This is a genomic window from Streptomyces sp. NPDC060064, from assembly GCF_042736455.1.
Lineage (GTDB): Bacteria > Actinomycetota > Actinomycetes > Streptomycetales > Streptomycetaceae > Streptomyces.
Window position 1 is genome coordinate 1 of the sequence record NZ_JBHWWF010000050.1, and the last position, 26,218, is coordinate 26,218.

A 26,218-nucleotide genomic window follows, 5' to 3' on the forward strand; every position below is an offset into this window, starting at 1 on the left:
GCGAACCGCGAACCGCGAACCGCGAACCGCGAACCGCGAACCGCGAACCGCGAACCGCGAACCGCGAACCGCGAACCGCGAACCGCGAACCGCGAACCGCGAGCACGCAGCGGGCCGCACCCGTGTCGTCCGGGTGGGGAGGGGCCGTGCAGGGTCGTCCCCGCAGGGGATTGGCGGCAAAACCGGGGGCACGCACCAAGAGCCTGTACGCCGCCGACCCCGAGGAGTCGAGCCCGGAGGGGCACCGGAGCCCGCACCCGACAAGACCCCGCACCCCAGGCCCGAGCAACACGTGCCCCGGGCCCGGGCCACAAGAACCCGTCGCCCGCCGGAGGCTACCCGCAGCCGCAGGATCGGCGGATCACCAAGCCCGACGGGAACTGCTTCACCCGTTCCCGGCGAGAACCCGCCACCCGCAACCCGTCGTCCAGCACCAGATCCACCGCCGCCCGCGCCATCGCCGGGCGGTCCGAGGAGATCGTCGTCAGCGGCGGGTCCGTCAGCGCCGCCTCCTTGACGTCGTCGAAGCCCGCCACCGCCAGCTCGCCCGGCACATCTATCCGCAGCTCCCGCGCCGCCCGCAGCACACCGAACGCCTGGTCGTCCGTCGAGCAGAAGATCGCCGGCGGCCTCTCCGGGCCCGCCAGCAGCTTCAACGCCACCTGATACGCGTCGTAGCGGTTGTACGGCGCCTGGAACAGCCGTCCCTCCACCGACCGGCCCGACTCCAGCATGGCCCGGCGCCAGCCCTCGACGTGGTCCGCCACCGGGTCGCCGACCGCCGGGGTCGACTCGACGCCGCCGAGGCAGGCGACGTACGGGTGCCCGTGCTCCAGCAGATGCCGCGTCGCCAGCTGCGCGCCGCCGATGTCGTCCGTGACGACGGCCACGTCGTCGATGGCCTCCGGGCGCTCGTGCAGCAGCACCACCCGCGCGTCCCACGCCTCGATCTCCGCGGCCGCCCGTTCGCTCGGGCCCTGGCTGACCAGGATCAGCCCGGAGACCCGCATCCCGAGGAAGGCCCGCAGATAGTGGACCTCGCGCTCGTCGCGGTAGTCGGAGTTGCCGACGAGCACCATTTTTCCGCGGTCCGCCGCGGCCTGTTCGACCGCGTGCGCCATCTCCGCGAAGAACGGCTGCCGCGCGTCCGGCACGATCATGCCTATCAGGTCGGTCCGCCGCGAGGCCATCGCCTGGGCAACCCGATCGGGCCGGTACCCCAGCTCCTTGATCGCTGCGAGTACCCGCTCGCGCGTGGCCGGGGCGACCGGCCGGGGTCCGTTGTTGATGACGTAGCTGACGACCGCGGTCGAAGTCCCCGCCAGTCGCGCCACATCGTCCCGCGTCACCTTGGCCACGCGCGGCAGTCTACGCGGGGTGACCTACCTCTGGGCAGGGCGTACGCCCGCTTCCTGCGGCTCGGCCGTGTCCTCCGTATGAGCGAGGGAGTCCGCCGCCCGTGCCGCGGCCTTCGCAGCGGTCTGCGCCGCCGCCTTCGCCTTCGCCTCCTCGGCCGCGCGTTCGACCTTCTCCGGCGTGACAAAGCGGTAGCCGACGTTGCGTACGGTCCCGATCAGCGACTCGTGCTCCGGGCCGAGCTTCGCGCGCAGCCGCCGTACATGGACGTCGACCGTCCGCGTACCGCCGAAGTAGTCGTAGCCCCAGACCTCCTGGAGCAGCTGGGCCCGGGTGAAGACCCGCCCAGGGTGCTGCGCGAGGTACTTGAGCAGCTCGAACTCCTTGAAGGTCAGGTCCAGGACCCGCCCCTTCAGCTTTGCGCTGTACGTCGCCTCGTCGACCGACAGATCACCGTTGCGGATCTCCATCGGGCTGTCGTCCGAGGTGATCTGCTGGCGGCCCATCGCGAGCCGCAGCCGGGCCTCGACCTCGGCCGGACCCGCTGTGTCCAGCAGTACGTCGTCGATGCCCCAGTCCGCGGTGACGGCCGCGAGACCGCCCTCCGTCACGACGAGGATCAGCGGGCAGCCAGGTCCGGTGGACCGCAGCAGCTGGCACAGCGACCGCACCTGCGGCAGGTCGCGGCGGCCGTCGATCAGGATGACGTCGGCACCCGGGGTGTCGACGAGGGCCGGGCCTTCGGCGGGGGCGACCCGCACGTTGTGCAGCAGCAGTCCGAGGGCGGGGAGCACCTCCGTCGACGGCTGGAGGGCATTGGTCAGAAGCAGAAGTGAGCTCATCGCGCCCCACCTGCCCGGATCGTCCTACGGTCGTGCACGGTTCGCTGGCCCATAACGTCGGTTCCTCCTCGGTCCCTGCGAGGACGTTGCGGCACTGCTTCGAACGTGGCGGCCCCCGCGCCCCGGGGCCCGCCGTTCACCTGCCTGTAACAACGGGCAGAAAACACAAAAGGATCCGGGGGCATCGTTGCCCGGATCCTCTTCCCAGCAGAATAGCCCACATGAGCTCCGTGGCAGAGGGTCCTTTCCGCAGATCAATTGTTTCCTCGCTCACGTCGGCACCCCTCAGGACGATGCTCCGCACGGACGACCGGGTACGTATCGAGGCGGTGTACGAGCCGTGTACGGCCGGTTCCGCCGCCACCGCGATTGTCGTCGCACACGGCTTCACGGGGTCCGTGGACCGGCCTGCCGTGCGGCGCGCTGCACAGGTGTTCGCGCAGCGTGCGGCCGTGGTCACGTTCTCTTTCCGCGGGCACGGCGGCTCGGGCGGCCGCTCCACGGTCGGCGACCGTGAGGTGCTGGATCTCGCGGCGGCGGTCGAGTGGGCACGTTCCTTCGGTCATACGCGTGTGGTGACCGTCGGTTTCTCGATGGGCGGCTCGGTGGTGCTCCGGCACGCCGCGATGCACGGGGGGCGCAAAGAAGCGCATACCGACGCGGTCGCCGCCGTCAGCGCCCCCGCGCGCTGGTACTACCGCGGTACGGCACCGATGCGGCGGCTGCACTGGGTGGTCAGCAGGCCGCTCGGCCGTGTCGTCGGCCGCTTCGGTCTCGGCACCCGTATCCATCCCGAGGAGTGGAATCCCGTACCGCTCTCCCCGGTCGAGTCCGTGCCGCTCATCGCCCCGACGCCGCTGCTGATCGTGCACGGCGACCGCGACCCGTACTTCCCGCTGGACCATCCGCGCATGCTCGCCGCCGCAGCCGGCGAGGGGCAGGCCGAGCTGTGGCTGGAGCCGGGCATGGGCCACGCCGAGAACGCCGCGGACGAGGTGCTGCTCGGCCGCCTCGCGGACTGGCTGGCCGGCGAGTAGCCCATCATGGAAGCCGACGAAAGGAGTGCCGACATGGCAGCGGGAACCATCCGCTACTGGGCCGCGGCCAAGGCGGCGGCCGGCATCGCGGAGGAGCCGTACGCCGCGGGAACGCTCGCGGAGGCGCTGACCGCGGTGCGCGAACGGCACCCCGGTGAGCTGACGCGGGTACTGCAGCGGTGTTCGTTCCTCGTCGACGGTGCCCCCGTCGGGACCCGCGGCCATGAGACCGTACGGCTTGCCGAGGGCGGCACGGTCGAGGTGCTCCCGCCGTTCGCAGGAGGGTGAACCGCACAACATGAGCAGCGATCAGCAGTATCCGTACGAACAGCAGCAGCCGTACCAGGAGCCGTATCAGCAGCCCTACCAGGACCCCTACCAGCAGCCGTTCCACGACCCCGGCGCGGCACAGACGTGGGAGGCCGAGACCTGGGACACGCAGTACCAGCCGACCGTGCGGCCCGCGCAGTCCGCCGCCGCGGCCGACGCCGTGTATCTGCCGCCGCAGGGCGCGTACCCGCTGCCGCCCGAGGCACCGGTCCCGGCGCCGGAGCCGGCGCCCGCCGCGTACGAGCCGCCGGCCGCCTCCGCCGGCCCGGCTGCGACAGGCACCGCCGCGACCGGCAGTGCCGGGTACAGCGCCCCCACCACCGTCGGGAACGCCCGGATCACCGACGCCCAGCGCGCCCGCGCCGAGGGCCGTTCGCCGATCATCGCGCCGGGCATGCAGCCCGCCGGGCTGACCGCCGTCCTCGGACTGCTGCTCGCCGGCGGCGCGGCCATCGGCTCGTACGCTCTGCTCGTACCGCTCGTGCTGCTGCAGGCCGTCACCGCGGCCGGATGGTTCCGGCTCAACGGCATGTGGCCCGCCCGGCAGGGCATCGCGCTCGCCTTCGCGGGCGGCCTCGCCGCCGACGCCGTACTGCTCGGCGTCGGCCGGGAGAACGCGCCCGCCGCGATCATCGGCACGCTCGGTGTCTGGGTGCTGCTCACCCTCGTGCTGCAGCTGCGCAGCCACGCGGACGCCGACGAGCGGATGTACGGACTGATGGCGACGGTCGCGTCGGCAGCGCTGACGATCCTCGCGGCCGGGCATCTCGCGGCCGCGGACGACGCCGTGGTGGTGGGCGGGATCGCGGTCGCCGTGGCCGTCCTGGTCCGCGCGCTGCCGCTGCCCGGCCTCGCCTCCGTCGTCCTGTCGCTGCTGGCCGCGGCCGGTGCGGGCATCGCGGCCGGCTCTCTGACCGACATCGGCTCCGGGGGTGCGCTGCTGGGTCTCGCCGCGGGTGTCTGCGCGCTGGTCGGCCTGCGGGTGGCGAGCTACGACTACCCGTCCCGCTTCGTCCATATGACGGCGGGCGTGGCCCTGCCGCTGACCGCCGCTGCCCCTGCGGTCTATCTGATCGGCCGCGCGCTCGTGTGACCCCCAGGAACCCTCGTGTGACCCCCAGGAACCAATGACGGGCGTCACTCGTCGATCATTGGACAGAGGTCGTCGTCCGGATTCGTTTAGGCTCGCGGGCGTCACGGGGGGCCGGACAGACCAAGGTGGGGGACACCGAGCAATGCGCGCACTGCGAATACTGCTGATCATCGCCGTGATCCTCGGCGGCATCTTCGTCGCCGCGGACCGGATCGCCGTGAACCTGGCCGAGTCGGAGGCGGCCGACAAGATCAAGAGCAACCAGGGGCTGAGCTCGACGCCGGAGATCTCCATCAAGGGCTTCCCCTTCCTCACCCAGGTCATGGGCAAGGAACTCGACGAGGTCGACGTCAGCCTCGCCGGCATCACCGCCACCGCGGGCGGCCACTCGGTCAATGTCACCGAGGTCAAGGCCGAGCTGCGCAACGTGAAGATCGACAGCAGCTTCTCCTCCGCCGTCGCGGACCGGGCCGACGGTTCCGCCCGGATCTCCTACGCCGATCTGACGAAGGCCGCGCCCAAGGGCGCCACCGTCAGCTACGCGGGCGCCGACCGGGCAGCCAAGGGCCAGGTCAAGGTCACGGGACCGCTCACCGACCTGCTCGACGGCGCGGGCATCCAGGTGCCGGGCGCCTTCAAGGGCCTGCTCGCGGGCCGCATGGTCACCACGTACAGCACGGTCGTGCTCAAGGGCGGCGACACGGTCCAGCTGCGGGCCGAGTCGCTGCCGAAGCTGCCGGTGCCGGGCTTCGACGAGAAGTTGCGCAAGGCCATCGACTACGACCTGAAGATCGCCGGGATGCCCTCGAGCATCAAGCTGGACAAGGTCCGGGCGGCGGACGGCGGACTGCAGTTCTCGGGCACGGGTAGGAACGTGTCACTGGCGGGCTGAGATTCGGCCCGTCCGGGGCTTGCTGAAATGCAGCCCGTCCGGCGCTTGAGGACGGAAACCTGTCCGGCGCGTGAGGACAGCAGCGGGAAGGGGCGGGGAGGGGCAGGATCCGCCGTCCGCTCGTCACCCCGGCCGCATGGTGAGACGGCCGTGTCCGGTGGGTAGAAGGAAAGAGCGCGCACACGGCCGCGCCGGCCGGGCGGAGACCGGCCACGGGGTAACCCGTCCCGCATAGTGGATGATCGCGTCTCAGTATTCGACACCCCGGTGACATCGCGGCGGATTCGTCCCTACGATCGGACCCATGAAGCGACAGGCGGATCTCACGAAGCGGCGGGCAGTAGATCTGTGCCGCGTCGCCGCCATGCTCTGTCGCACTTTCTGAGCGGGAGCCCGGCTCCCGTATCCCCCGGGCCCTTTGACCGTTGTCAGGGCCACCCCCGTGCACGTACGCCGTTCGTTCCGCGTACCCGCGCACCCCTCTTCGCACCACCCGCCGCACACTGCCCCGGAGGAGAAAGAGCATGAGCCGCAGCGACGTCCTGGTAGACGCCGACTGGGTCGAGGCCCACATCGAGGACCCGAAGGTCGTCATCGTCGAGGTCGACGAGGACACTTCCGCTTACGACAAGAACCACATCAAGAACGCCGTACGGATCGACTGGAAGAGCGACCTCCAGGACCCGGTCCGCCGCGACTTCGTCGACCAGGAGGGCTTCGAGAAGCTCCTGTCGGCGAAGGGCATCGCCAACGACGACACCGTCGTCCTCTACGGCGGCAACAACAACTGGTTCGCCTCGTACGCCTACTGGTACTTCAAGCTCTACGGCCACGACAGCGTCAAGCTCCTCGACGGCGGCCGCAAGAAGTGGGAGCTCGACTCCCGCGACCTGGTCGACGGCTCCGAGGTCCCCAGCCGCCCGGCCACCGAGTACAAGGCCAAGCCCCAGGACACCTCGATCCGCGCCTTCCGCGACGAGGTCATCGCCTCGATCGGCAAGCTGAACCTGGTCGACGTCCGTTCGCCCGACGAGTTCTCGGGCAAGCTCCTCGCCCCGGCCCACCTCCCGCAGGAGCAGTCGCAGAAGGCGGGCCACATCCCGACCTCCCGCAACATTCCGTGGTCGAAGAACGCCAACGACGACGGCACCTTCAAGTCCGACGACGAGCTCAAGGCGCTCTACGAGGACGAGAACGTCGACCTCGCGAAGGACACCATCGCCCTGTGCCGCATCGGTGAGCGTTCCTCGCTCACCTGGTTCGTGCTGCACGAGCTGCTCGAGCAGCCCAACGTCAAGAACTACGACGGCTCGTGGACCGAGTACGGCTCCTTGGTCGGCGTGCCGATCGAGCTCGGCTCCGGCAAGTAAACCCCTCCTCCCGACCCCCGAAGGACGACCCTATGTGTGGAGCAAAGGCCGGCGGCCCCGACGCTTCGACGATCAAGCCCGGTGAGACGACCATCCAGGGCAGCGTGACGCGTGACGGCGAGCCCGTCACCGGATACGTCCGCCTGCTGGACTCGACGGGCGAGTTCACCGCCGAGGTCCCGACCTCGGCGACCGGACAGTTCCGCTTCTACGCGGCCGAGGGCACGTGGACGGTGCGCGCGCTCGTCCCGGGTGGTACGGCGGACCGTACGGTCGTCGCGCAGACCGGTGGCCTCGCCGAGGTCGCGATCGCGGTCTGATTCATCACGTACTGGCCGAAGGGCCGCACCCCAGGGGGTTGGACGCTTCCTGATCGGGGTGCGGCCCTTCGGTCGTCCGCGTCGCCGGTCGTACGCTGGAGGTATGTACGCGCGACGCCGGCGTGGTTACTTCCTGCTGATGGGCGGATGCGTCTTCCTCTTCGTGTCCGCGTGGGCCGTCGTGCGCCTCTGGTCGATCCCCGTCGCCGTCGGCATGTGCGTCGTCGCCATGGTCATCCCGCCGCTCGCCGCGATGTTCGCCAACGCGCGCGGCCCCGAGGACCGCTGGTGGGACGACCCGTCAGGGGACCCGAAGTCCGACGAGTGGTGGGACGAGCTGGACGGCAAGAAGCGCCGGTCGCAGTAAGCCGTGCCGCTGATGGACGAGTTCGCCAGTAATGGACGAGTTCGCTAGTAGACGAGCGCCTGGACGCCGTCCGGCATGATCTCGCTGACGAAGACCTGCGCGCCCGCGATCCGTACGCCGTCGAGCACATCCTTCTCCGCGATGTCCCGACGGACCGCGCACTGCGTGCAGAGCGTGATCTGCCCGGCTGCCTGGATCGACTCGATCAGATCCGGCAGCGGCGCCGCATGCGGCAGTTCGAACTCGGCCGCGCGCCCCGGCAGCGCGAACCACGCGGACTCACCGGTCAGCCAGAGCGAGACCTCCACACCGCTGGCCGCGGCGACGGCCGCCACCGTGAAGGCCTGCGAGCAGCGCTCGGGCGCATCGGCCCCGGCGGTCACCTTGATCACGAGCTTCTTCGCCATGTACCGAACTGTAATGCGCGGGCACACAACGCCGTCCGCCCACACCTCGCAGAGATGCCCGTAGTCCCACCCATTAGGCTGGGACCCGGCCCTTACCGCCCACACCGCACATCCGAGGAGCACCCCGTGCTTGAGGCATTCTTCGAAGCCCTGCTGGTCCTGGTCTGCGTCGGCGTCGCCGCCTTCGCCGGTCTGACCGTGAAGAAGCTGTACCAGGGTCAGCGCTAGTCAGCGCCCCTCGCGCTCGTCACCCCCGTATCTCTACAGATCGCCAGAGCTGCTCATGATCGAGATTCCGTCCGACCTGAACCCGGGCCTCGTCCCCCTCGCCTTCCTCCTCGGTACCTGGGAGGGCGCGGGCGTTTCCGACTTCCCCGGCGCCGAGAAGTGCAACTTCGGCCAGGAAGTCACCTTCAGCCACGACGGCCGGGACTTCCTCGAGTACATCTCGCACACCTGGGTGCTCGACGCCGAAGGCAAGAAGGTCCGCCCGCTGGAGTCCGAGACCGGCTACTGGCGTATCGACTCCGACCGCAAGGTCGAGGTCGTCATGGCACGTGACCAGGGCATCGTCGAGATCTGGTACGGCGAGCTCGCCGACCAGAAGCCGCAGATCGACCTGGTGACGGACGCGGTCGCGCGCACCGGGGCCTCGGGTCCGTACACCGGTGGCAAGCGGCTCTACGGTTATGTGAAGGGCGACCTGATGTGGGTGGGCGAGAAGGCCACTCCGGAGGTCCCGCTGCGCCCGTACATGTCGGCGCATCTGAAGAAGGTCGTCTCCCCGGAGCAGGTCGAGGAGTGGGCCAAGGACCTCGGCGACCTCCCGGACGACGGCATCGCCTTCTTCAAGTAGCCCGCCGGCGCTCGCCACGCCCCGCCGAAGGATCAAGGCCGACAACCGCTCCCCGCGGTTGAAGCGCCTGCCTACACTGGGTGCGTGGTGAGCACCGACTGGAAGAGCGATCTGCGGCAGCGCGGCTACCGGCTGACTCCGCAGCGCCAGCTTGTCCTCGAGGCCGTCGACACGCTCGAGCACGCGACGCCCGACGACATCCTCTCCGAGGTGCGCAAGACCGCCTCCGGCGTGAACATCTCCACCGTCTACCGGACCCTGGAGCTCCTTGAGGAGCTCGGCCTGGTCTCCCACGCCCACCTCGGCCACGGCGCCCCGACGTACCACCTCGCCGACCGGCACCACCACATCCACCTGGTCTGCCGCGACTGTACGAATGTGATCGAGGCGGATGTCTCCGTCGCCGCCGAGTTCACCTCCAAGCTCCGCGAGACCTTCGGTTTCGAGACGGACATGAAGCACTTCGCGATCTTCGGCCGCTGCAAGAAGTGCACCGCTGAGGCCCCGACCACCGAGTCGTAGGCTTAGCGCATGAAGAGCCCCCTGCTGTCCCTGCCCGGTGCGGTCGCCGCCGAAGGCCATGACGAAGGCGTCGCCGCGCACTACGGCGATCTGTTCCGCGAGCAGCGCGCCCTCGCGGACGGCGCCGGCCTTGTCGATCTCTCGCACCGCGGCGTCGTCACCGTCACCGGCGACGACCGCCTGAGCTGGCTGCATCTGCTGCTCACCCAGCATGTGAGCGAGCTCCCGGCCGGCCGGGCGACCGAGGCGCTGATCCTCTCCTCGCACGGCCATATCGAGCATGCGCTGTATCTCGTCGACGACGGCGAGACGGTCTGGGCGCATGTCGAACCGGGCACGCAGCAGGAACTCATCGGGTACCTGGAGTCGATGAAGTTCTTCTACCGGGTCGAAGTCGCCGACCGGACCGAGGAGTTCGCGGTCGTCCACCTGCCCGCGGGTTCCATCGCCGAGGTGCCCGAGGGCGTTGTCGTACGGGAGACTCCGTACGGCCGCGATCTGTTCCTGCCGCGTGCCGACCTCGAAACGTACGCCGCCGCGAACGGCCCGGTCGCCGGGATCCTGGCGTACGAGGCACTGCGCGTCGAGACCCACCGCCCCCGCCTCGGCTTCGAGACCGACCACCGCACCATCCCGCACGAGCTGGGCTGGATCGGCAGCGCGGTCCACCTGCAGAAGGGCTGCTACCGCGGCCAGGAGACCGTCGCGCGCGTCCACAACCTGGGGAAGCCGCCGCGTCGGCTGGTCTTCCTGCACCTCGACGGCAGTGAGGTGCACCTGCCGGGCCACGGCACTCCGGTGCGGCTCGCCGCCGACGGTGAGGAGGGCCGCCAGCTGGGCTTCATCACCACGTCAGCCCGTCATCACGAGCTCGGCCCGATCGCACTGGCGTTGGTCAAGCGCAATGTGCCGATGGACGCGGAGCTGCTGGCGGGCGACACGGCGGCCGCGCAGGAGCTCGTGGTCGAGCCGTAGCTCCTCAGATTTCGATCAGTACGGTGAACGGGCCGTGATTGGTGAGCGAGACGCGCATGTCCGCCCCGAACCGGCCCGTCTCCACCCGTGCCCCCAGCGCCCGCAGCTGCGCCACCACTTCGTCGACCAGTGGTTCGGCCACATCGCCGGGCGCAGCGGCGTTCCAGGTGGGGCGGCGGCCCTTGCGGGCGTCCCCGTAGAGAGTGAACTGCGAAATCACCAGCAACGGCGCGTTCACGTCCGAGCAGGATTTCTCGCCCTCCAGAATGCGGACCGACCAGAGCTTGCGGGCCAGCTGCGCCGCCTTCTCCTTGGTGTCCTCGTGGGTCACTCCCACCAGCACACACAGCCCTTCGCCGACGATTTCGCCGACCGTCTCGCCCGCCACCACGACGCTCGCGCCGTCGACCCTCTGCACCACTGCACGCATACAGACCAACCTATCTGGGGCTGAACGGGTGCAGAGCACCTGCGTCGGGACCTTCGGGAGTGGCACCATGCACGGAGGCGGTGCAGCCGCACCGGTCGAGGGGACGGACATACGCACATGAGCACATCTGGCGCCGGACAGCCGCCCGGTCCCGTATCGCTTCCCACATCGCTGCCCACAGCGATTCCCGCGTCGCCTTCCGTGCCGCGTACCGCACCGTCTTCCGTGCCACCTTCCGTGCCACCCTCGGCGCCGACCCGTACCGGCCGCTCACGTGCCGCGCGACCGCCCCAGCAGCGTTCCGGGGACGTCCTGCCTGAGCCCCCGCAGCACGATCTCGCGGCACTGCGCCTGCCTGAGCTGCGCAATCTCCGCCGCGACTCGCATCGCGACGAAGCGGACCTCAGCTATGTGCGGCGGCTGCTGCAGGGCCGCATCGACATCCTGCGGGCCGAGCTGGCGCGGCGTACGGCCCCACAGGCGCCGGCCGTCCCGGAGACAACCGTCGTGGACCGTCTGTCGAAGATCCTGGCCGACGCCCCTTCGCGGCACCGCTCGTCGGCCCGGCATGTGACGCTCTCCACGCCGCACAGCGAGGAGTACCGGCGGCTGGCCTCGGACATGCTCTCCGAGGTCGAGCTCTCCGACCTCGACGCCCGTACCGACGAGGAACTGCACGCGGCGATGGGCCGGCTGATCCGCTACGAACAGCAGGTTTCGCGCAGCCGTCAGCTGCTGCAGCGCACGGCGGACGATTGCAGTGCCGAGATCGCCCGCAGGTACCGTGAAGGTGAAGCACAAGTAGACGACCTGCTCACCTGAAGCGATCCTTCCGGGAGCTGGCCCACGCCCCGGGAAGGCCCACGATGAGCACCCCCACCACCGCCATACCCCCGGTCCTCGCCGAAGTCGTACGATCCGGCTTTGTCGAGGGCCGTCACCGGGGGTCGCTCGTCGTCCTGGCGGCGGACGGCAGTGTGGAACTCGCGCTCGGAGACCCGGCCGTGCCGGTCTTCCCGCGCTCCAGCAACAAGCCGATGCAGGCGGCGGCGGTACTCCGCGCCGGGCTCGGCCTCTCCGGGGAGCGGCTGGCGCTCGCCGCCGCGAGCCACTCCGGTGAGGGCTTCCACCTCGATCTCGTACGGAAGATGCTCGCCGAGCACACGCTGTCGGCCGATGACCTGCAGACGCCGCCGGACCTGCCGCTGGACCCGGCCGAGGCCGAGGCGTATCTCGCGACGGGCCAGGTCCGTGACAAGGTCACGATGAACTGCTCCGGCAAGCACGCTGCGATGCTGGCGGCCTGCGCACTGAACGGCTGGGACCGGACGAACTACCTGGACCCCGGGCATCCGCTGCAGCAGCTGGTCCACCAGGTGGTCGAGGACGCGTCCGGCGAGCGGGTCACGGCGGTCGGCACGGACGGCTGCGGCGCTCCGCTGATGGCGGTCAGCCTGACCGGACTGGCCCGCGCCTTCCGCCACTTCGTACTCGCCGAGCCGGCTTCGGCCGAGCGCCGGGTCGCGGACGCGATGCGCGCCCACCCCGAGTACGTCGCCGGCACGCGCCGCCCCGACACCTGGCTGATGCGCGAGATGCCGGGCACGCTGTCGAAGATGGGCGCGGAGGCGGTCCAGGCGGTGGCGCTGGCGGACGGCCGTGCGCTGGCCTTCAAGGTGGACGACGGCTCGACCCGCGCGCTGGGCCCGGTGCTGGCCCGTGCCCTGGAACTGCTGGGTGTGGATGCTCCGGTGGTGGCGCGGATCGGGCACGCGCCGCTGCTGGGCGGCGGGGTGGAGGTCGGCGAGATCCGCGCGGCGTTCTGAGCCGCACAGGGCTGAGCGGCGCGGCGTTCTGAGCCCGCAGGGCTGAGCGGCGCGGCGTTCTGAGCCCGCAGGGCGTTCTGAGCCGCACGCATTCGGAGCCGTACGGGGCTGAGCCGCACGGGACTGCCGGAAACCCGGATGCGGGCGGATCGGCGTTCGGCCTAGCGTGAGACGTATGAGTGTCGAAACCCGCACCGTCACCGAGTCCGAATTCGCCGACTGGCTGCGGGCGTTGTCCACCGGGTTCCTGAGGCCGCCGGTGATCTCCGAGAAGGAGGTCGCCGGCCGCCTGGCGCACACCGACCTGTCGCGGGTCCGCGGCGTCTTCGACAACGGCCGCTGTGTCGCGACGTACCGCTCCTTCGCCCAGCAGCTCACCGCGGTGGGCGGCGCCGCGCTCCCGGCGAGCGCGGTCTCCAATGTCACCGTCTCGCCCACGCACCGCCGCCGGGGTCTGCTCAGCCGGATGATGACCGCGGACCTGGCGGAGGCCAAGGAGCGCGGCGACGTCGTATCCACGCTGATCGCCGCGGAGTACCCGATCTACGGTCGGTACGGCTTCGGCCCGGCCGCCTGGATCACCGAGTGGGCGGTCGACGTCCCGCGCACCGGCCTGGATCCGCGCTGGTCGGGCCCGGGCGACGGAGGCCGGATCGACCTGGTCGACGGGACGGACGTACGCAAGCTCGGCCCGGAGCTGCACGCACGGCTCGCGGCCGGGCAGCCGGGCGCGGTGAACCGCGACGAGCGCTGGTGGCAGATCAACACGGGCCAGGCGGAACTGTCGGCCCACCCCTGGACGGAGCCGTTCTACGCGGTCTACCGCGCGGCGAGCGGTGAGGTCGAGGGCCTGCTCGTCTACAAGGCGGACGACATGTGGGGCGATGCCAAGCAGCCCCTGAACACGGCGACGGTGCGCGACATGATCGCGCTGACGCCGGCGGCGGAGCGCGCCCTGTGGCACTACCTGTGCTCGGTGGACTGGATCACCACGGTCAAGTCGGGCTACCGCGCCCCGGACGACCTGCTCCCCCTGCTGCTCCCGGACCCCCGCGCGGCGAGGATCCTGACGCAGGCGGACTTCTTGTGGGTGCGGATCCTGGATGTCGTACGGGCCCTGGAGGCGCGTACGTACGGGACTTCCGCGACCCTGGTTCTGGACATCCGCGATGCGGCGGGCCTGGCGGCCGGCTGCTTCCGCCTGGACGCGTCGCCGGAGGGGGCGGTGTGTGGTCCGTCGACCCGGTCGCCCGATCTGACGCTGGATGTACGGGAGTTGGGTGCGCTGTACCTGGGCGACGAGTCGGCGGTACGACTGGCGGCGCTGGGCCTGGTGGAGGAGGGGACGCCGGGGGCGGCGGGGGTGGCGGACCGGCTGCTGCGGACGTCGAGGCGGCCTTGGTGCCCGGACATCTTCTGACGCCTGCGCTGTGATGTCCGGGCGGGCGCTGTGGTGTCCGGGCGGGCGGCTGAGGCGCGGAGGTCCGTCAGGTGCCGGCCGCCACGACCGGCACCGTCAGCAGGGCGCCGCCGACGCCGGCGCAGGTGGGGTTCTCGGCCTTTACCCCGATGGTCAGCAGGGTGAGTCCGAGCGCCGCGACGTATCCGAACCGCCATTGCACGAACTGTTCGACTACTAAGGTCATCCAAGGCATGGGTCCCCCTCCTTCGGAACGGGGAGCGCCTGTGCCCGCACGCCGTTGTACCCGCTCGGGCGCCCCGTCAGAGTCGGTCAAGCAGTCAAGTTGCAAGCAAATCAGTCTGGTTGACCTGTCTGTTGTCTTCCCGTTCGTCAGGCACCGGCAAACTTGTATGACTATTGGATCGGGCGGTTGACCGGAAATTGGCCGGTCGGCCTGAAGTGGCTCGAACATGTCTTATTCGACGGGCCAATTACGCGTACCCATAGGGCAGTTGTACGGTGGGACGGTGGCAACTGGCGAACCGGCGGGCGAAGAGGGCAGGAAGTACGAGATCGTCGCCGCCCGGCTGAGGGAAGGCATCAGCGGCGGTGCGTACGGAGCGGGCAAGCTGCTGCCTACGCAACGGGAGTTGAGGGACACGTTCCAGGTGTCCCGGGCGACGGTGACCAAGGCTCTGAAACTGCTCATCGACGAGGGCCTGATCGAGTCACGTCAGGGTAGTGGCGCCCGGGTGCTGCCCGCCGGAGGCCGCGCTTCCATGGCCCGGCAGGTCTTCGCGCGGCCCGCCCTGGAGACGCTCCAGCCCCATCTTCAAGCAGCCTTCGATGCCGATGACATCACCATGGACGTCTTCTCCCTCACCTCGGAGACGATGAACCGGCAACTCGGGGCACAGATCACCCGCATCCACGACGGCAGCATCCGGCCGCGGAGCATCTCTCTGCGCCTGATGCTTCCCGACCCCGGCATCAAGCTCGCCTTCCCCGTGTCCTTGCACGACCCGGACGACGAGCGGCCGCGCCAGCGGCACCGCGACACCCTGATCCAGTGTTCCAAGTCGTTGCGCAGTGAATTGCGTACCCTCAAGCGACAGCGGCTCGTTCCGGAGGTGTCGGTCCAGATCAGGACCGTGCGCCTCACGCCGACCAGCAAGATGTATCTCCTGAACAGGGATCTGCTGCTCGAGGGTTACTACACCCTGGAGGGCACGGATCCCGACCCGGTCGAGGGAGAGGAGCAGGAGGGCACAACCCTCAACTCGCTCGGGCTCGGCGCCACGCTCTTTCCGTACTCCAAGCCTGACCAGGCACTGAAGGTGGAGACAGCGCAAACGTTCTTCGACTCCTATTGGGAGCTACTGGCCCAAGATACGGACTTTGGCGACTGATCGTGTTGCTCACCTCCCCTACCCAGCTACGAGATCTGCTCTCCCGTGCCTCCCTCGTCCTGTGGGACTTCGACGGACCCGTCTGTGATCTCTTCGCGCACCCCCGCACGGCCTCGAGCATCGCCGCGACGCTGCGCGAGATCGTCCGCCCCGACGCCGACCTGAGTGCCAGGACCGAGGGGATGACCGATCCCCTCCAAGTGATGCTGCAGGTGCACGCCGTCCGTACGGGCGACCCCGTCGGCCTGGTCGGGACCGTGCGCAAGTGCCTTGAAGAGGCGGAGACCGAAGCCGCCGAGACGGCGGTGCCCACCGCCGCGGCCGAGCCGCTCATGGCGCAGCTGCGCGGCGAGGGCAAGCTGCTTGCCATCGCATCGAACAACTGCGAGGCAGCAATCCGGGCGTATCTCCACCGCCATGGGCTCGAGAAGTACTTCAACGACCGGATCGTCGGCCGGCCCGATGATCTGAGCCTGATGAAACCCGCTCCGCACAGCCTGCGGCAACTCCTCGACAGCACCGGTACGGCCGCCGCGGACAGTGTGATGATCGGCGACTCGCCCGCCGACGCCGAGGCGGCAGCGGCGGCCGGTGTGCCGTTCATCGGATACCACCCGCGCCAGGAGAAACTGCGGCGGCTCGAGGCGGCCGGAGCCACCTGCTTTGCCGCGGATCTGAGCGTCATGCAGGCGGCTGTCGTCGGGTAGGGATGACAGTCGGGTAGGGATGACGGACGGGCCCCGGCCCTATGACGTGTGCACAGTGTCAACCCTCCTTCTCCGCAAGGGGTTTGGTGCTGTCACTACTCTTTGGGTATGAACGTGACCGGCGGCCCGGAACGGTCCGTCAGTGGTGTCTTCGGCCTCGAGAGCGCAGGAGCCGCATGTCCGATGTAGCCCGCAGCGCGTCCGGACGTGTCGTCGACAGCTGGGAGTCGCTGTACCGAGCGGCCGGTGAGGGGGCGCCCCTCACCGGCTACTACCACCGCAACTACTGCGTGGAACTGCCGCACGCGCTCGCCGCGTCGGTCGCGCTGCCTGCCGGTACGCCGGTGAAGGTACGGGCGCCGATCACCGAAGCCGTCCAGTTCAATCTGCGGATCTGGCCCGAGGGGGAGCTGCTCGGCGCCATCGCCGGCCGGGTGGACGGAAGCCCCCGCGTGCTGGCCGACCGGCCCGGTTTCACCGTGCACTCCTTCGCCGAGGGCGATCCACTGTCGGACCTCGTGGGACGTGAGGGGCCGGTGGCACTCCCGTACATCGACTCCCTCGGGGAGCTCTTCCGGCAGACGGCAGCGGTCCCCTCCCGGCTGCTGCCGCCCTGTCCCGAGGGCTGGCCGGCCGACGGCGACTGCGCAGGTTTTCTCCGTACGCTGGTCGACTTCACCGAGAGCGAGGTGAAGGGGCGGCACGGCAAGGATTTCCGGACGCTGTTCGCCGGCCTGAAGGTGCCCGACGATGCCTTTCCACGGCTGATGGAACGCGCCGAGGAGCTGGGGGAGCGGCCGTTCGTACTCCTTCACACCGACGTCCACCGGGGCAACCTCATCGCCGGCGTGGACGGCCGGCTCTCCCTGATCGACTGGGAACTCGCCCTCTTCGGTGACCCCGTCTACGAGATTGCCTCGCACCTCTCGCGGATGCGGTACGTGAAACGGGCCGAGCGGCGGGCTGCGCTGAGGGCCTGGCGCACGGCTGTCGCCCACAGCCGTCCGGCAGCGCTTGCCGGGCACCGCCGCGCACTGCGGATCTATCTCGACTTCGAACGGCTGCAGTCGGTCTACATCGATGTGATCCGGCTGGCCCTGGCCTTCGCCCGCCATCCCGACCGGGCCGCTCTGGAGCGGACCGCGACGGGGATCGAGGCGGTGCTGCGCGCGGGGCGCCGACCGCTCGGGCTGCGGCGGGTGCCGAGCGCCGGGCGGACAGCCCTGGCGCTTGTCGCCTGGCAGCGCGCCAAGGCAGCGGTGGAGAAGGCGGACGGGGCCGGGGCCGACGAGGTGGACGTGGACGAGGTACGGCGGGTGGCGTGAGGGGGGCCAGGGCCGCTTCTCACGTCGTCAGCAGCACCTTCCCCCGCAGCGTCCGGGCCTCGATCGCCGCGTGGGCATCCGCCGCACGCGTCAGCGGGAACGTGCCGCCGATCACCGGGCGCAGCCGGTCCGCGGCCGCATCCTCCAGGGCCTTCGCCGCCAGGCGCACGTACTCCTCGTCCGAGAGCTGTACGTCCCCGATGCCGAGCAGCTTGATCCCACGGCGCTCTGCCTCCGCCGCATCCACCGGGGCGAAGCCGCCCGTCGGCGCCCCGTGCGCCGAGAAGCGCCCGCCGTCCGCCGTCAGCGCGAAGGCGGCCAGGCCAAGAGCGCCGCCGACCCCGTCGAGTACCACGTCCGCGCCGGCCGGGCCCAGCGCCGCGCGGGCCCGGGCGACCCAGTCGTCCCGGGTCGCGTCCACGACCACGTCCGCGCCCAACTCCCGTACCAGGGACGTCTTCCGCTCACCCCGGGCCACTCCGACCACCTCCGCCCCGGCGGCCTTCGCGAGCTGCACCAGCAGCGTGCCCATGCCGCCCGACGCGCCCAGGATCAGCACCCGCTCGCCCGTGCCCAGGCCGGTGGACTCCAAAAGCGCGCCGGCCGTGACGCCGTCGTGGACCAGGGCGGCGGCCTCCTGCAGTCCGAGGCCGTCGGGGACGGGGACCAGCTTGGCCGCGGAGGCCACGGCCTGCTCGGCGTAGCCGCCGGTGAAGCCGAGCGCGGTGATGACACGGCGGCCGGTCCACGCCTTGTCCACCCCCTCGCCGACCGCGCGCACCGTACCGGCGATGCCGCCACCCGGGACGTACGGCGGCTGGACCGCGAAGTGCTCGCCGAAGGCTCCGGACCGCACTTGCGTCTCCACAAAGATCGTGTCCACCGCGGAGACCGTCACGACCACCTCGCCGGGACCCGCCACCGGATCCGGGACCTCCGTCGTGACCAGAACCTCGGGGCCGCCGAATTCCTTCACCTGTGCCACGCGCATGCCGTTCACTCCTCAAATCGATAGCTTGTTGGCAGTCTGGAACCTCAACTGCGATTGAGGTCAACTCCGACTGCGTACGCTTCTCAGTCATGAGCGGTGAGATGGGCCTGCGGGAGCGCAAGAAGCGGCAGACGTACCGGGCGATCTCGGATGCCGCGATCGCGCTCTTCCTGGAGAAGGGCTTCGACCGGGTCTCGGTCGCGGAGATCGCGGCCGCCGCGGATGTCTCCAAGCCGACCCTCTTCCGGTACTTCCCCGCCAAGGAGGACCTGGCGCTGCACCGGTTCGCCGACCACGAGGACGAGGCGGCCCGCGTGGTGGCGGCCCGGCCCGCCGGCGTCTCTCCGCTGGACGCCCTGCACCGGCATTTCCTCGACGGGCTGGAGCGCCGCGACCCGATCACCGGGCTCAGTGGCGAGGAAGGTGTACTCGCCTACCACCGGCTGCTGTACGGGACGCCGAGCCTGGTGGCGCGGCTGTACGCGTACCAGGGCAGGTCGGAGGAGGCGCTGGCCGAAGCCCTCGGTGCCGCCGGTCTCCCGGCCGGGGCAGGCCGTCTCGGCGCGCGCCTGGCCGCCGGTCAGATCGTCGCCGTACAGCGGATCCTCGCCGAGGAGAACTGGCGGCGGATCGAGGCGGGGGAGAGCGCCGAACAGGTCCGACCCGACGCGGTCGCCGCGGCCGGACTGGCCTTCGACCAGCTGCGCAGCGGCCTCGAGTGAATCTCGGTTAAAAATGTAACTCGGTTACGTTATTCTGTATGGAATGACGGCACCCGATGACGCGCTCGCCAGGGAACTGGCTCAGGAACGGACCTTCCACGAGGCCTGCCGCGCCGCCATGACCGGCATGGTCGACGGCGCCGCGCAGCGGGTCGTCACCGGCGAGAACGCCTTCGCCTCCGGTGCCGACGCCGAGGTTCTCGGTTACCAACTGCGCAGCTGGGCCAAGGAGTTGGCCGAGGGACCGGACAGCCCGCTGTTCTTCGGCCGCCTCGACCTCCAGGACGGGCAGCGCTACCACATCGGCCGCCGCCGCATCAGCGAACACCCCTCCGCCCCGCCCCTGGTCGTCGACTGGCGCGCCCCCGTATCGCGCACCTTCTACCAGGCCGGCGCCCGCGACCCGCAGGGCGTCGCCGTACGCCGCCGCTTCGGCTGGGCGCCCTGGAGCAAGGGCGACTCCGCCGATCTGACCAGCTTCGAGGACGAGCACCTGACGGCGGGCGAGTCGGCCGAGAGCGCGATCCTGGCCGGCGAGATCGAGCGCCCGCGGGTCGGCCCGATGCGCGACATCGCCGCCACCATCCAGCCCGAGCAGGACGATCTCGTACGGTCCGGGCTGGCCGATTCCGTCTGCGTCCAGGGCGCCCCGGGCACCGGGAAGACCGCCGTCGGCCTGCACCGTGCCGCGTATCTCCTGTACACCTACCCGCAGCGCATCCAGCGCCGCGGACTGCTGATCCTCGGACCCAACCGCACCTTCCTCTCCTACATCTCCGAGGTGCTGCCCTCGCTCGGCGAATTCGGCATCCGCCAGTCGACGGTCGACGTCGAGATCGCCCGCCACGAGGTGCGGGCCCAGGACGGTGAGGCCGCCGCGGTGGTCAAGCACGACGCCAGGATGGCCGCCGTTCTGCATCGCGCGCTGTACGCGAGGGTGGCGCCGCCGGCCGAGCCGGTGGCCGTCCCCGACGGCTCGTACCGCTGGCGCATCCCGCTCGACGAGCTCGAGCGGATCGTCGCCGAGGTGCGGGCGGAGGCGCCGCCGTACGCCGTCGGCCGCGAACGCGTCCGCACCCGCGCCGTCCGCGCCATCCAGCTCCAGGCGGAGCGCCGGGCCGGACCGGTGAGCAACATCTGGGTGCAGAAGGTCGGCCGGGCCCGCGCGGTCTCCGCCTTCGTCGACACGGTCTGGCCGCGCACGCAGCCGGAGGAGGTGCTGGCCGCGCTGCTCACCGACCCCGTCGACCCGCTCCTCACGGTGGCGGAGCAGGACGCGATCCGCTGGGCCCGGCCTCCGCGTTCGTACAGGTCGGCGAAGTGGTCGGCGGCCGATCTGGTACTCCTCGACGAGCTCGCCGGTCTGATCGAACGTCCCGAGGGCTACGGCCATATCGTCGTCGACGAGGCGCAGGACCTCTCGCCGATGCAGTGCCGGGCGATCGCCCGCCGGGCCGGCTTCGGCTCGCTGACGGTGCTCGGCGACCTCGCACAGGGCACCACGCCGTGGGCGGCCCGGAGCTGGCCCGAGCAGTTGGCGCACCTCGGCAAGGAGCAGGCGGCGGTGGTCCCGCTGACGACGGGGTTCCGGGTACCGGCGGTGATCGTGGGCCTCGCCAACCGGCTGGTCCGCGCACTGGACGTCGACGTGCCGCAGGCCCGGTCGATGCGCGGCGACGGCGAGTTGACGATCCGGCGGGTCGATGACGTCGCCGCCGCGACCGTCGGCGCGGTACGGGCGGCGCTGGCCCACGAGGGCTCGATCGGCGTGATCGCGGACGGGCCGGAGGCGGACCGGCTGCGCGCGGTGCTCGCCACGGCGGGTATCGCGACCGCCACGGCCGACGACCTCACGGCGGACGCGCGCGTCACCGTACTGCCCGCGACGCTCGCCAAGGGCCTGGAGTACGACCATGTCGTCGTCGCCGAGCCCGCGGCGATCGCCGGCGCGGAAGCGCGCGGCCTGCACCGGTTGTACGTGGTGCTGACGCGGGCCGTGTCCCGGCTGGACGTGCTGCACAGCCGCCCGCTGCCGCCGGAGCTCGCGCGGCGGGACTTCTGAAGCACGCCCTACGCGCCCACCGTGCCGTCGATCCCCTCGCGGAGGAAGTCGGCGTGGCCGTTGTGCCGGGCGTACTCATGGATCATGTGCAGCATCACCAGCCGGAGCGACACGTCCTCGCCCCACCTGGCCTGGTAGCCGGTCAGGTCGAGGGACGTGGCCCGCTCCTCGATCCGGCGAGAGTGCTCGACCTCCGTCTGCCAGGCCTCGAAAGCCTCCGAGCGGGTGGACTCGCTCGCCTCGTACGCCACTTGGTAGTCGCCCTCGTCGGACCAGACGAGCGGGATGTCCTCCCCGTTGATCACCCGGCGGAACCAGCTGCGCTCCACCTCGGCCATGTGCCGCACCAGGCCGAGCAGGGAGAGCGTCGAGGGCGGCATGGACCGGCGGCGCAGATCCTCGTCGGAGAGGCCGTCGGCCTTCATGGCGAGGGTGGCGCGGTGGAAGTCGAGGAAGGCACGCAGCGTTTCGCGCTCGCCTCCGGTCAGGGGCGGGCCTATGCGTTCGACGGGCACTGCGGATTTCCTCTCGACGGTACGGAGGTACGGAGGTACGGAGGTACGGAGGTACGGAGGTACGGAGGTCGACGGTACGGCGGTTCGGGCGTACGTCGGTGTGCCGGTTCGGCGATACGGCGGATTGCCGGTACGGCCGTCCTGGCTGATCCTCCCGCATACTCCTGATGCTCCGTTGCCTGATCGCTGGTGCGACGAGAGGAACACCACCGGCGTTCACCGCCCGTAGACGGCCGCGAGTTCGGCCGCCAGTTCCGCGAGCCGCTCCCTGGCCTCCGGCGGGTCCAGGACCTCCACGCGCGCTCCCAGCCCGGCCAGTTGCGCCGCCACGATCTCCGGTGACGGGCCGTCGATCTCGATCTCCAGCCGGCCGTCGGCAAGGGACGACGGGCCGATCCTCAGTCGTCCGCCGAACAGCCCCTGCAGGACCGGCTCGGCACCCCTCTCCGCCCGGCCCCGTACCGTCGCAGCGAGCATGCGGTCCTCCATTCCCGCCGCGAGGGAGCGCCAGGCCGTGGGCAGATCGAAGCCGTCCGGCCGCACGACCGGATCGCCGGTCGGGGTGACCGAGGTGACGCGGCTGAGGCGAAAGGTCCGCAGGCCGTGGGCCGTACCCGCGACGAGATAGCGGACGCCCGCCTTGGACGCGAGGCCGAGCGGATGGACCGTACGCTCGCCCGCGGGCCTGCCGGGGCGTGCGTATCCGAGGCGGATCTGCGTACCTTCCACCACCGCCCTCTGGAGCGCGTCGAGTTGGGGCGCCGCGGCCGTGACGGGGGAGCGCGACCAGTCCGTGTCGTCCGTGACACCGGCGTTCGCAGCGGCCTCCGCTCCCGACCGCAGCGTCGACGGCAGCGCCCGCACCAGCTTGCGCAGCGCGGTCCGCAGCTCGGGCGTGGCCGACGAAGGTCCCGCGACGAGAAACAGCGCCCGGATCTCGTCGGCGGTCAGCCCGGTGAGGTCGGTCCGGGCCCCGCCGACCAGTGACCAGCCGCCGCCGCGGCCGCGCTGCGAGTAGACGGGGATGCCGGAGGTCGCGAGCGCCTCCAGGTCGCGCCGGGCGGTGCGTTCGGACACTTCCAGCTCCGCGGCCACCTCGGCCACGGTCACCCGTCCCCGCGTCTGCAGGAACAGCAGGGTCGCCACCAGACGATCAGCTCTCACAGCAGATCACTCTCCTCCGGAAACTGGCCAGAAGATGGACAGTTTGGTCTTCAGGATGGCATCAGAACCGAAACTTCGGACTGGAAACGGGAGTTGACCATGATCGTCGTAACAGGAGCCACCGGGAACGTCGGACGTTCGCTCGTGCAGGCCCTCACCACCGCCGGCGAGCAGGTGACGGCCGTCTCGCGGCGGCCTTCGGAGGCATCGGCACCGGAAGGCGTACTCCACCGGCAGGCCGACCTGGCCGAACCCGAGCGGCTCAAGCCCGTACTCGACGGAGCCGATGCGCTCTTCCTCCTCGTCTCCGCCGACGGCGAGAACCTGAACCCGCAGGGCATCCTCGACGCCGTGAAGGCGGGCGGGGTACGCCGGGTCGTCCTGCTCTCCTCCCTGGGCGTGGGGACGCGGCCGGAGTCCCTCTCCCACGCCCATCTGCGGGAGTTCGAGCACGCCGTCCAGCAGGCGGGCCCGGACTGGACGGTCCTGCGGCCGGGCGGCTTCGCCTCCAACGCTTTCGCATGGGCGGAGACGGTCCGTTCGCAGCGGACGGTCGCCGCGCCCTTCGCCGACATCGGCCTGCCGGTCATCGACCCGGCGGACATCGCGGAGGTCGCGGCCGCGGCGCTGCGCGACGGGAGTCATGCGGGCCGCACGTACGAACTCACCGGCCCGGCGCCGGTCTCCCCGCGCGAACAGGCGCACGCCATCGAGGACGCGCTGGGGAGTTCCGTACGTTTCGTCGAGCTGAGCCGTGCCGAGGCGCGGGCGCAGATGGTGCAGTTCATGCCGGAGCCCGTGGTGGACGGCACCCTCACCATCCTGGGCGAGCCGACGGCCGCGGAGCAGCGGGTGAGCCCGGACGTCGAGCGGATCCTGGGCCGCGGGCCCAGGACCTTCGCCGAGTGGGCGGTGCGCAACATCGCGGCTTTCAGGTGACCGGCCACCTGCACCGCACAACGGCGTCCGTGGCGGGGGCTATCGGCCGATGGCGTCGAGCTGCGCGACCGCATCGGCCGGGAGTTCGAGGCTCGCTGCGGCGACGTTCTCGCGGAGGTGGGCCACGGACGAAGTGCCGGGGATGAGGACCGTCGTCGCGGATCGCTGCAGCAGCCAGGCGAGGGCAACCTGTTGCGGCGAGGCTTCGAGACGGGCGGCGACGCTGGTGAGGGTCTCGGACTGGAGCGGGCTGATGCCGCCGAGCGGGAAGAACGAAGCGAAGGCGATGTTCTCCGCCGCGCACCGTTCGACCAGGTCGTCGTCCTGCCGGGTGGCGAGGTTGTAGAGGTTCTGCACGGTGACGACCGGGGCGATGGCCTGAGCTTCGGTCAGCTGCGCCGAGGAGACACCGCTGAGCCCGAGGTGGCGGATGAGCCCCTGCTGCCGGAGCTCTGCCAGAGCGCCGAACTGCTCCGCGACGGACTCGTCGGAGGTGCCCTCGAAGGAGTCGATGCGGAGGTTGACGACGTCGAGGGTGTCGAGGCCGAGGTGCTCCAGGTTCTCGCGGACCTGGGCCCTGAGGTCGTCGGGATCCAGCGACGCGTTCCAGGAGCCGTCGTCGCCGCGGCGGGCGCCGACCTTGGTGACGATGTGGAGGTCGGCGGGGTAGGGGTGCAGGGCTTCCTTGATGATCTCGTTCACGACGACGGGGCCGTAGTAGTCGCTGGTGTCGATGTGGGTGACGCCGAGGTCGACCGCCTCGCGGAGCACCGCGATGGCCTGGTCACGGTCCTTGGGCGGCCCGAAGACACCGGGACCGGCCAGTTGCATGGCGCCGTAGCCCATGCGGCTGATGGTGAGGTCGTCCGCGAGCGTGAGGGTACCGGCGGGGGTGGCGCTGGCCATTTTTTCCCTTTCGTCATGGAACGGGAGGCATGACGTTATCCCGGTCCGCCCGCAGTGGGGTCAACGCGTGGCGTAGGTGGCGAGTGCGGGTTCGAGCCGGCCGAAGACGTGGGCGGCTTCGGCGGTGAGGGTGGCGGCGATGTGGTCGTTGTCGTGGCCGGCGAGGGTGAGTTCCTGGATGCGGGTGAACAGGAGGCGGTGGGCGGCGGCGAGTTGGGCGGCAGCGGCGCGGGGGGTGATGTCGTCGGGGGCGGCGTCGGCGGCGGTGGCGAGAGCGTGGGCGAGGGCGTGTTCGCGCTGGTCGTGGAGGTCGCGCAGGCGGGCGGTGAGAGTGGGGCTGTCGGCGATCATGCGGGAGAAGGCCGGTCCGGCGAAGCCCGCGACAGGGTCGCGGCTCTCGAGCGCGGCATCGAAGGCGCGGCGCAGGGCGGTGAGGGCGGATTCACCGTCGGCGCGCTCCACGACGGTGAGGGCGAGGCTGTTGCTGAATGCCTCGTGGTGGTCGAGGGCGAGGTCTTCCTTGCGGGCGAAGTAGTTGGTGACCGTCTTCTTGGCGACGCGGGCGGCGGCGGCGATCTCGGCGATGGTCGTCGCTTCGAAGCCCTGCTGCATGAACAGGCGGGTGGCGTGGTCGGAGATCAGCTGCCGGGTCTCCAGCTTCTTGGCCTCGCGGAGGCCCGTGGGTTCAACACTCATGGGGGCAACTTTACCACCGGAGTAAATTTTCTCTTGACGAACGTTCAGCCCTCTGTATAAGTTTACCTCCGTCGTAAGTTTACGTCTGGGAGGGAACCCGCATGCGCCGCACCATCAGTGCCACCACCGCCGAGATGAACCCCGCCATTGCCGCGTTCCTGGCCGGCCGGCGCGGTGGGACGGGCCCGGCCCCCACCCCCGCACGTTCCCGCGGGGACATGGCGACGGCCGCCCGCGCGATCAAGCCGACCCGCGTCAACGCCCGTGCGCGCCGCACCCCCTGAGCCCCGCCCGCACGTTCCGTTCCACCTGCACGACCAGCCCACACCCCGCCGTCACAGATGGAGCCCCTCATCAACATCACCGCCTCCACCGTGTCCCTGACCGTCGACGACGTCGCCGCCTCCAGCGACTTCTTCACCACCCACTTCGGCTACCACCAGGTCATGGCCGCGGACGGCTTCGCCTCCCTCGCCCGCGAGGACGCCGCCGTCGACCTCGTGCTGCTCCGGCGCGGCACCGAGGTCCTCCCCCCGGAGCAGCGCGACCAGCGCGCCGCCGGCCTGATCGTGGCGTTCACCGTCAGCGCCATCGCCGAACACGAGGAGCGCCTGCGTCAGGCCGGGGCGCCCATCACGATGCCGCTGCGCGAGGAGCCGTGGGGCGAGCGGCTCTTCCAGGTCACCGACCCGAACGGCGTCGTCGTCCAGCTCGTCGAGTGGACGGCCCCCGTCGGCGCCTGACCCGGCGACATCGC

At 70.6% G+C, this 26,218-nt stretch carries 32 protein-coding genes; 22 read left to right on the plus strand and 10 right to left on the minus strand.

The features are described from left to right. Positions 1–335 precede the first annotated feature (335 nt). Entirely contained in the window at positions 336–1,358 is a 1,023-nt protein-coding gene (locus tag ACFWDI_RS36550) for a LacI family DNA-binding transcriptional regulator (protein ID WP_327324514.1), read from the minus strand. 24 nt (positions 1,359–1,382) lie between these two features. Further along, complete coding sequence (locus ACFWDI_RS36555; RefSeq protein ID WP_385310869.1) at positions 1,383–2,198, minus strand: response regulator transcription factor; 816 nt, start codon at positions 2,196–2,198, stop codon at positions 1,383–1,385. 221 nt (positions 2,199–2,419) lie between these two features. Here ACFWDI_RS36555 and ACFWDI_RS36560 point away from each other — a divergent pair, with 221 nt between their 5' ends. From ACFWDI_RS36560 to ACFWDI_RS36595, 8 genes are all read left to right on the plus strand, one after another. After that, positions 2,420–3,235, plus strand: coding sequence for an alpha/beta hydrolase family protein (locus tag ACFWDI_RS36560; protein ID WP_385310871.1), 816 nt, complete (start codon positions 2,420–2,422; stop codon positions 3,233–3,235). 33 nt (positions 3,236–3,268) lie between these two features. Beyond that, positions 3,269–3,523, plus strand: coding sequence for a MoaD/ThiS family protein (locus ACFWDI_RS36565; RefSeq protein ID WP_327324511.1), 255 nt, complete (start codon positions 3,269–3,271; stop codon positions 3,521–3,523). Beyond that, positions 3,459–4,658 carry a hypothetical protein gene (locus tag ACFWDI_RS36570; RefSeq protein ID WP_385310872.1) on the plus strand — a complete coding sequence of 400 codons (1,200 nt, stop codon included), beginning with the start codon at positions 3,459–3,461 and terminating at the stop codon, positions 4,656–4,658. The genes ACFWDI_RS36565 and ACFWDI_RS36570 overlap by 65 nt, the downstream gene beginning before the upstream one ends. A gap of 142 nt (positions 4,659–4,800) precedes the next feature. Beyond that, the gene (locus ACFWDI_RS36575) at positions 4,801–5,550 is read left to right on the plus strand and encodes a DUF2993 domain-containing protein (RefSeq protein WP_385310873.1); all 750 of its coding nucleotides are present in this window, start codon (positions 4,801–4,803) and stop codon (positions 5,548–5,550) included. A gap of 304 nt (positions 5,551–5,854) precedes the next feature. Beyond that, positions 5,855–5,935, plus strand: coding sequence for a putative leader peptide (locus ACFWDI_RS36580; RefSeq protein ID WP_350310325.1), 81 nt, complete (start codon positions 5,855–5,857; stop codon positions 5,933–5,935). 139 nt (positions 5,936–6,074) lie between these two features. After that, on the plus strand, positions 6,075–6,920 hold the full coding sequence (locus ACFWDI_RS36585) for a sulfurtransferase (protein WP_385310875.1): 846 nt from the start codon (positions 6,075–6,077) through the stop codon (positions 6,918–6,920). Positions 6,921–6,952: 32 nt separating this feature from the next. Beyond that, positions 6,953–7,240, plus strand: coding sequence for a DUF1416 domain-containing protein (locus ACFWDI_RS36590; protein WP_018101653.1), 288 nt, complete (start codon positions 6,953–6,955; stop codon positions 7,238–7,240). Between the two features lie 103 nt (positions 7,241–7,343). Further along, complete coding sequence (locus tag ACFWDI_RS36595) at positions 7,344–7,607, plus strand: DUF3099 domain-containing protein (protein WP_327324507.1); 264 nt, start codon at positions 7,344–7,346, stop codon at positions 7,605–7,607. A gap of 44 nt (positions 7,608–7,651) precedes the next feature. Here the strand turns inward: ACFWDI_RS36595 and ACFWDI_RS36600 are convergent, their stop codons facing one another. Further along, positions 7,652–8,014, minus strand: coding sequence for a DsrE family protein (locus ACFWDI_RS36600; protein WP_362682035.1), 363 nt, complete (start codon positions 8,012–8,014; stop codon positions 7,652–7,654). Between the two features lie 283 nt (positions 8,015–8,297). On the opposite strand from ACFWDI_RS36600, the gene ACFWDI_RS36605 reads away from it, so the two are divergent. From ACFWDI_RS36605 to ACFWDI_RS36615, 3 genes are all read left to right on the plus strand, one after another. Next, positions 8,298–8,870, plus strand: a complete 573-nt coding sequence (locus ACFWDI_RS36605) for an FABP family protein (RefSeq protein WP_385310878.1) — start codon at positions 8,298–8,300, stop codon at positions 8,868–8,870. A gap of 84 nt (positions 8,871–8,954) precedes the next feature. Further along, positions 8,955–9,392, plus strand: a complete 438-nt coding sequence (locus tag ACFWDI_RS36610; protein ID WP_327324501.1) for a transcriptional repressor — start codon at positions 8,955–8,957, stop codon at positions 9,390–9,392. Between the two features lie 9 nt (positions 9,393–9,401). Further along, complete coding sequence (locus tag ACFWDI_RS36615) at positions 9,402–10,367, plus strand: YgfZ/GcvT domain-containing protein (RefSeq protein ID WP_385310879.1); 966 nt, start codon at positions 9,402–9,404, stop codon at positions 10,365–10,367. A gap of 4 nt (positions 10,368–10,371) precedes the next feature. Here ACFWDI_RS36615 and dtd read toward each other — a convergent pair whose 3' ends face one another. Next, the gene (gene dtd, locus ACFWDI_RS36620; RefSeq protein WP_327324499.1) at positions 10,372–10,797 is read right to left on the minus strand and encodes a D-aminoacyl-tRNA deacylase; all 426 of its coding nucleotides are present in this window, start codon (positions 10,795–10,797) and stop codon (positions 10,372–10,374) included. Between the two features lie 117 nt (positions 10,798–10,914). On the opposite strand from dtd, the gene ACFWDI_RS36625 reads away from it, so the two are divergent. The 3 genes from ACFWDI_RS36625 to ACFWDI_RS36635 all read left to right on the plus strand — a co-directional run bounded on the left by ACFWDI_RS36625 (position 10,915) and on the right by ACFWDI_RS36635 (position 14,043). Further along, on the plus strand, positions 10,915–11,619 hold the full coding sequence (locus ACFWDI_RS36625) for a hypothetical protein (RefSeq protein WP_385310882.1): 705 nt from the start codon (positions 10,915–10,917) through the stop codon (positions 11,617–11,619). A gap of 44 nt (positions 11,620–11,663) precedes the next feature. Beyond that, positions 11,664–12,623 carry an asparaginase gene (locus tag ACFWDI_RS36630; RefSeq protein WP_385310884.1) on the plus strand — a complete coding sequence of 320 codons (960 nt, stop codon included), beginning with the start codon at positions 11,664–11,666 and terminating at the stop codon, positions 12,621–12,623. Between the two features lie 175 nt (positions 12,624–12,798). Then, on the plus strand, positions 12,799–14,043 hold the full coding sequence (locus ACFWDI_RS36635; protein ID WP_385310885.1) for a GNAT family N-acetyltransferase: 1,245 nt from the start codon (positions 12,799–12,801) through the stop codon (positions 14,041–14,043). Between the two features lie 67 nt (positions 14,044–14,110). Here the strand turns inward: ACFWDI_RS36635 and ACFWDI_RS36640 are convergent, their stop codons facing one another. Further along, a complete protein-coding gene (locus tag ACFWDI_RS36640) occupies positions 14,111–14,269 on the minus strand; it encodes a hypothetical protein (protein WP_327324496.1) in 159 nt (52 codons plus the stop codon). Positions 14,270–14,552: 283 nt separating this feature from the next. Here ACFWDI_RS36640 and ACFWDI_RS36645 point away from each other — a divergent pair, with 283 nt between their 5' ends. The 3 genes from ACFWDI_RS36645 to ACFWDI_RS36655 all read left to right on the plus strand — a co-directional run bounded on the left by ACFWDI_RS36645 (position 14,553) and on the right by ACFWDI_RS36655 (position 17,466). After that, a complete protein-coding gene (locus ACFWDI_RS36645) occupies positions 14,553–15,434 on the plus strand; it encodes a GntR family transcriptional regulator (RefSeq protein ID WP_385310887.1) in 882 nt (293 codons plus the stop codon). Between the two features lie 5 nt (positions 15,435–15,439). Continuing rightward, positions 15,440–16,141 carry an HAD family hydrolase gene (locus ACFWDI_RS36650; RefSeq protein WP_385310889.1) on the plus strand — a complete coding sequence of 234 codons (702 nt, stop codon included), beginning with the start codon at positions 15,440–15,442 and terminating at the stop codon, positions 16,139–16,141. 176 nt (positions 16,142–16,317) lie between these two features. Further along, complete coding sequence (locus tag ACFWDI_RS36655; protein ID WP_385310891.1) at positions 16,318–17,466, plus strand: phosphotransferase family protein; 1,149 nt, start codon at positions 16,318–16,320, stop codon at positions 17,464–17,466. 19 nt (positions 17,467–17,485) lie between these two features. On the opposite strand, the gene ACFWDI_RS36660 is transcribed toward ACFWDI_RS36655, so the two are convergent. After that, positions 17,486–18,457 carry a zinc-binding dehydrogenase gene (locus ACFWDI_RS36660; RefSeq protein WP_385310893.1) on the minus strand — a complete coding sequence of 324 codons (972 nt, stop codon included), beginning with the start codon at positions 18,455–18,457 and terminating at the stop codon, positions 17,486–17,488. Positions 18,458–18,546: 89 nt separating this feature from the next. On the opposite strand from ACFWDI_RS36660, the gene ACFWDI_RS36665 reads away from it, so the two are divergent. Both ACFWDI_RS36665 and ACFWDI_RS36670 read left to right on the plus strand, forming a co-directional pair. Then, positions 18,547–19,179 carry a TetR family transcriptional regulator gene (locus tag ACFWDI_RS36665; protein WP_385310895.1) on the plus strand — a complete coding sequence of 211 codons (633 nt, stop codon included), beginning with the start codon at positions 18,547–18,549 and terminating at the stop codon, positions 19,177–19,179. 43 nt (positions 19,180–19,222) lie between these two features. Beyond that, positions 19,223–21,241, plus strand: a complete 2,019-nt coding sequence (locus tag ACFWDI_RS36670) for a HelD family protein (protein ID WP_385310897.1) — start codon at positions 19,223–19,225, stop codon at positions 21,239–21,241. An 8-nt stretch (positions 21,242–21,249) separates the two neighbouring features. Here the strand turns inward: ACFWDI_RS36670 and ACFWDI_RS36675 are convergent, their stop codons facing one another. Together ACFWDI_RS36675 and ACFWDI_RS36680 are read right to left on the minus strand one after the other, a co-directional pair. Then, a complete protein-coding gene (locus tag ACFWDI_RS36675; RefSeq protein ID WP_385310899.1) occupies positions 21,250–21,756 on the minus strand; it encodes a DinB family protein in 507 nt (168 codons plus the stop codon). Positions 21,757–21,972: 216 nt separating this feature from the next. Then, positions 21,973–22,920: a helix-turn-helix transcriptional regulator gene (locus ACFWDI_RS36680; RefSeq protein WP_385310901.1), complete on the minus strand. Its 948-nt coding sequence runs from the start codon at positions 22,918–22,920 to the stop codon at positions 21,973–21,975. A 99-nt stretch (positions 22,921–23,019) separates the two neighbouring features. Between ACFWDI_RS36680 and ACFWDI_RS36685 the strand changes: the two genes are divergently transcribed. Next, complete coding sequence (locus ACFWDI_RS36685; RefSeq protein WP_385310903.1) at positions 23,020–23,859, plus strand: NAD(P)H-binding protein; 840 nt, start codon at positions 23,020–23,022, stop codon at positions 23,857–23,859. A gap of 39 nt (positions 23,860–23,898) precedes the next feature. Here ACFWDI_RS36685 and ACFWDI_RS36690 read toward each other — a convergent pair whose 3' ends face one another. Both ACFWDI_RS36690 and ACFWDI_RS36695 read right to left on the minus strand, forming a co-directional pair. After that, a complete protein-coding gene (locus tag ACFWDI_RS36690; protein ID WP_385310905.1) occupies positions 23,899–24,765 on the minus strand; it encodes an oxidoreductase in 867 nt (288 codons plus the stop codon). Positions 24,766–24,825: 60 nt separating this feature from the next. Beyond that, complete coding sequence (locus ACFWDI_RS36695) at positions 24,826–25,461, minus strand: TetR/AcrR family transcriptional regulator (RefSeq protein ID WP_385310907.1); 636 nt, start codon at positions 25,459–25,461, stop codon at positions 24,826–24,828. 101 nt (positions 25,462–25,562) lie between these two features. On the opposite strand from ACFWDI_RS36695, the gene ACFWDI_RS36700 reads away from it, so the two are divergent. Together ACFWDI_RS36700 and ACFWDI_RS36705 are read left to right on the plus strand one after the other, a co-directional pair. Further along, on the plus strand, positions 25,563–25,745 hold the full coding sequence (locus ACFWDI_RS36700) for a hypothetical protein (protein WP_385310909.1): 183 nt from the start codon (positions 25,563–25,565) through the stop codon (positions 25,743–25,745). A gap of 69 nt (positions 25,746–25,814) precedes the next feature. Further along, positions 25,815–26,204 carry a VOC family protein gene (locus tag ACFWDI_RS36705; RefSeq protein ID WP_385310936.1) on the plus strand — a complete coding sequence of 130 codons (390 nt, stop codon included), beginning with the start codon at positions 25,815–25,817 and terminating at the stop codon, positions 26,202–26,204. The last annotated feature ends 14 nt before the right edge of the window (positions 26,205–26,218 follow it).

Coding starts and splice junctions, on each gene's coding strand:
- ACFWDI_RS36555 (WP_385310869.1), bottom strand. CDS start 2,198: ATGAGCTCACTTCTGCTTCTGACCAATGCCCTCCAGCCGTCGACGGAG.
- ACFWDI_RS36560 (WP_385310871.1), top strand. CDS start 2,420: ATGAGCTCCGTGGCAGAGGGTCCTTTCCGCAGATCAATTGTTTCCTCG.
- ACFWDI_RS36565 (WP_327324511.1), top strand. CDS start 3,269: ATGGCAGCGGGAACCATCCGCTACTGGGCCGCGGCCAAGGCGGCGGCC.
- ACFWDI_RS36570 (WP_385310872.1), top strand. CDS start 3,459: ATGAGACCGTACGGCTTGCCGAGGGCGGCACGGTCGAGGTGCTCCCGC.
- ACFWDI_RS36575 (WP_385310873.1), top strand. CDS start 4,801: ATGCGCGCACTGCGAATACTGCTGATCATCGCCGTGATCCTCGGCGGC.
- ACFWDI_RS36580 (WP_350310325.1), top strand. CDS start 5,855: ATGAAGCGACAGGCGGATCTCACGAAGCGGCGGGCAGTAGATCTGTGC.
- ACFWDI_RS36585 (WP_385310875.1), top strand. CDS start 6,075: ATGAGCCGCAGCGACGTCCTGGTAGACGCCGACTGGGTCGAGGCCCAC.
- ACFWDI_RS36590 (WP_018101653.1), top strand. CDS start 6,953: ATGTGTGGAGCAAAGGCCGGCGGCCCCGACGCTTCGACGATCAAGCCC.
- ACFWDI_RS36595 (WP_327324507.1), top strand. CDS start 7,344: ATGTACGCGCGACGCCGGCGTGGTTACTTCCTGCTGATGGGCGGATGC.
- ACFWDI_RS36600 (WP_362682035.1), bottom strand. CDS start 8,014: ATGGCGAAGAAGCTCGTGATCAAGGTGACCGCCGGGGCCGATGCGCCC.
- ACFWDI_RS36605 (WP_385310878.1), top strand. CDS start 8,298: ATGATCGAGATTCCGTCCGACCTGAACCCGGGCCTCGTCCCCCTCGCC.
- ACFWDI_RS36615 (WP_385310879.1), top strand. CDS start 9,402: ATGAAGAGCCCCCTGCTGTCCCTGCCCGGTGCGGTCGCCGCCGAAGGC.
- dtd (WP_327324499.1), bottom strand. CDS start 10,797: ATGCGTGCAGTGGTGCAGAGGGTCGACGGCGCGAGCGTCGTGGTGGCG.
- ACFWDI_RS36625 (WP_385310882.1), top strand. CDS start 10,915: ATGAGCACATCTGGCGCCGGACAGCCGCCCGGTCCCGTATCGCTTCCC.
- ACFWDI_RS36630 (WP_385310884.1), top strand. CDS start 11,664: ATGAGCACCCCCACCACCGCCATACCCCCGGTCCTCGCCGAAGTCGTA.
- ACFWDI_RS36635 (WP_385310885.1), top strand. CDS start 12,799: ATGAGTGTCGAAACCCGCACCGTCACCGAGTCCGAATTCGCCGACTGG.
- ACFWDI_RS36640 (WP_327324496.1), bottom strand. CDS start 14,269: ATGACCTTAGTAGTCGAACAGTTCGTGCAATGGCGGTTCGGATACGTC.
- ACFWDI_RS36655 (WP_385310891.1), top strand. CDS start 16,318: ATGTCCGATGTAGCCCGCAGCGCGTCCGGACGTGTCGTCGACAGCTGG.
- ACFWDI_RS36660 (WP_385310893.1), bottom strand. CDS start 18,457: ATGCGCGTGGCACAGGTGAAGGAATTCGGCGGCCCCGAGGTTCTGGTC.
- ACFWDI_RS36665 (WP_385310895.1), top strand. CDS start 18,547: ATGAGCGGTGAGATGGGCCTGCGGGAGCGCAAGAAGCGGCAGACGTAC.
- ACFWDI_RS36670 (WP_385310897.1), top strand. CDS start 19,223: ATGACGGCACCCGATGACGCGCTCGCCAGGGAACTGGCTCAGGAACGG.
- ACFWDI_RS36685 (WP_385310903.1), top strand. CDS start 23,020: ATGATCGTCGTAACAGGAGCCACCGGGAACGTCGGACGTTCGCTCGTG.
- ACFWDI_RS36690 (WP_385310905.1), bottom strand. CDS start 24,765: ATGGCCAGCGCCACCCCCGCCGGTACCCTCACGCTCGCGGACGACCTC.
- ACFWDI_RS36695 (WP_385310907.1), bottom strand. CDS start 25,461: ATGAGTGTTGAACCCACGGGCCTCCGCGAGGCCAAGAAGCTGGAGACC.
- ACFWDI_RS36700 (WP_385310909.1), top strand. CDS start 25,563: ATGCGCCGCACCATCAGTGCCACCACCGCCGAGATGAACCCCGCCATT.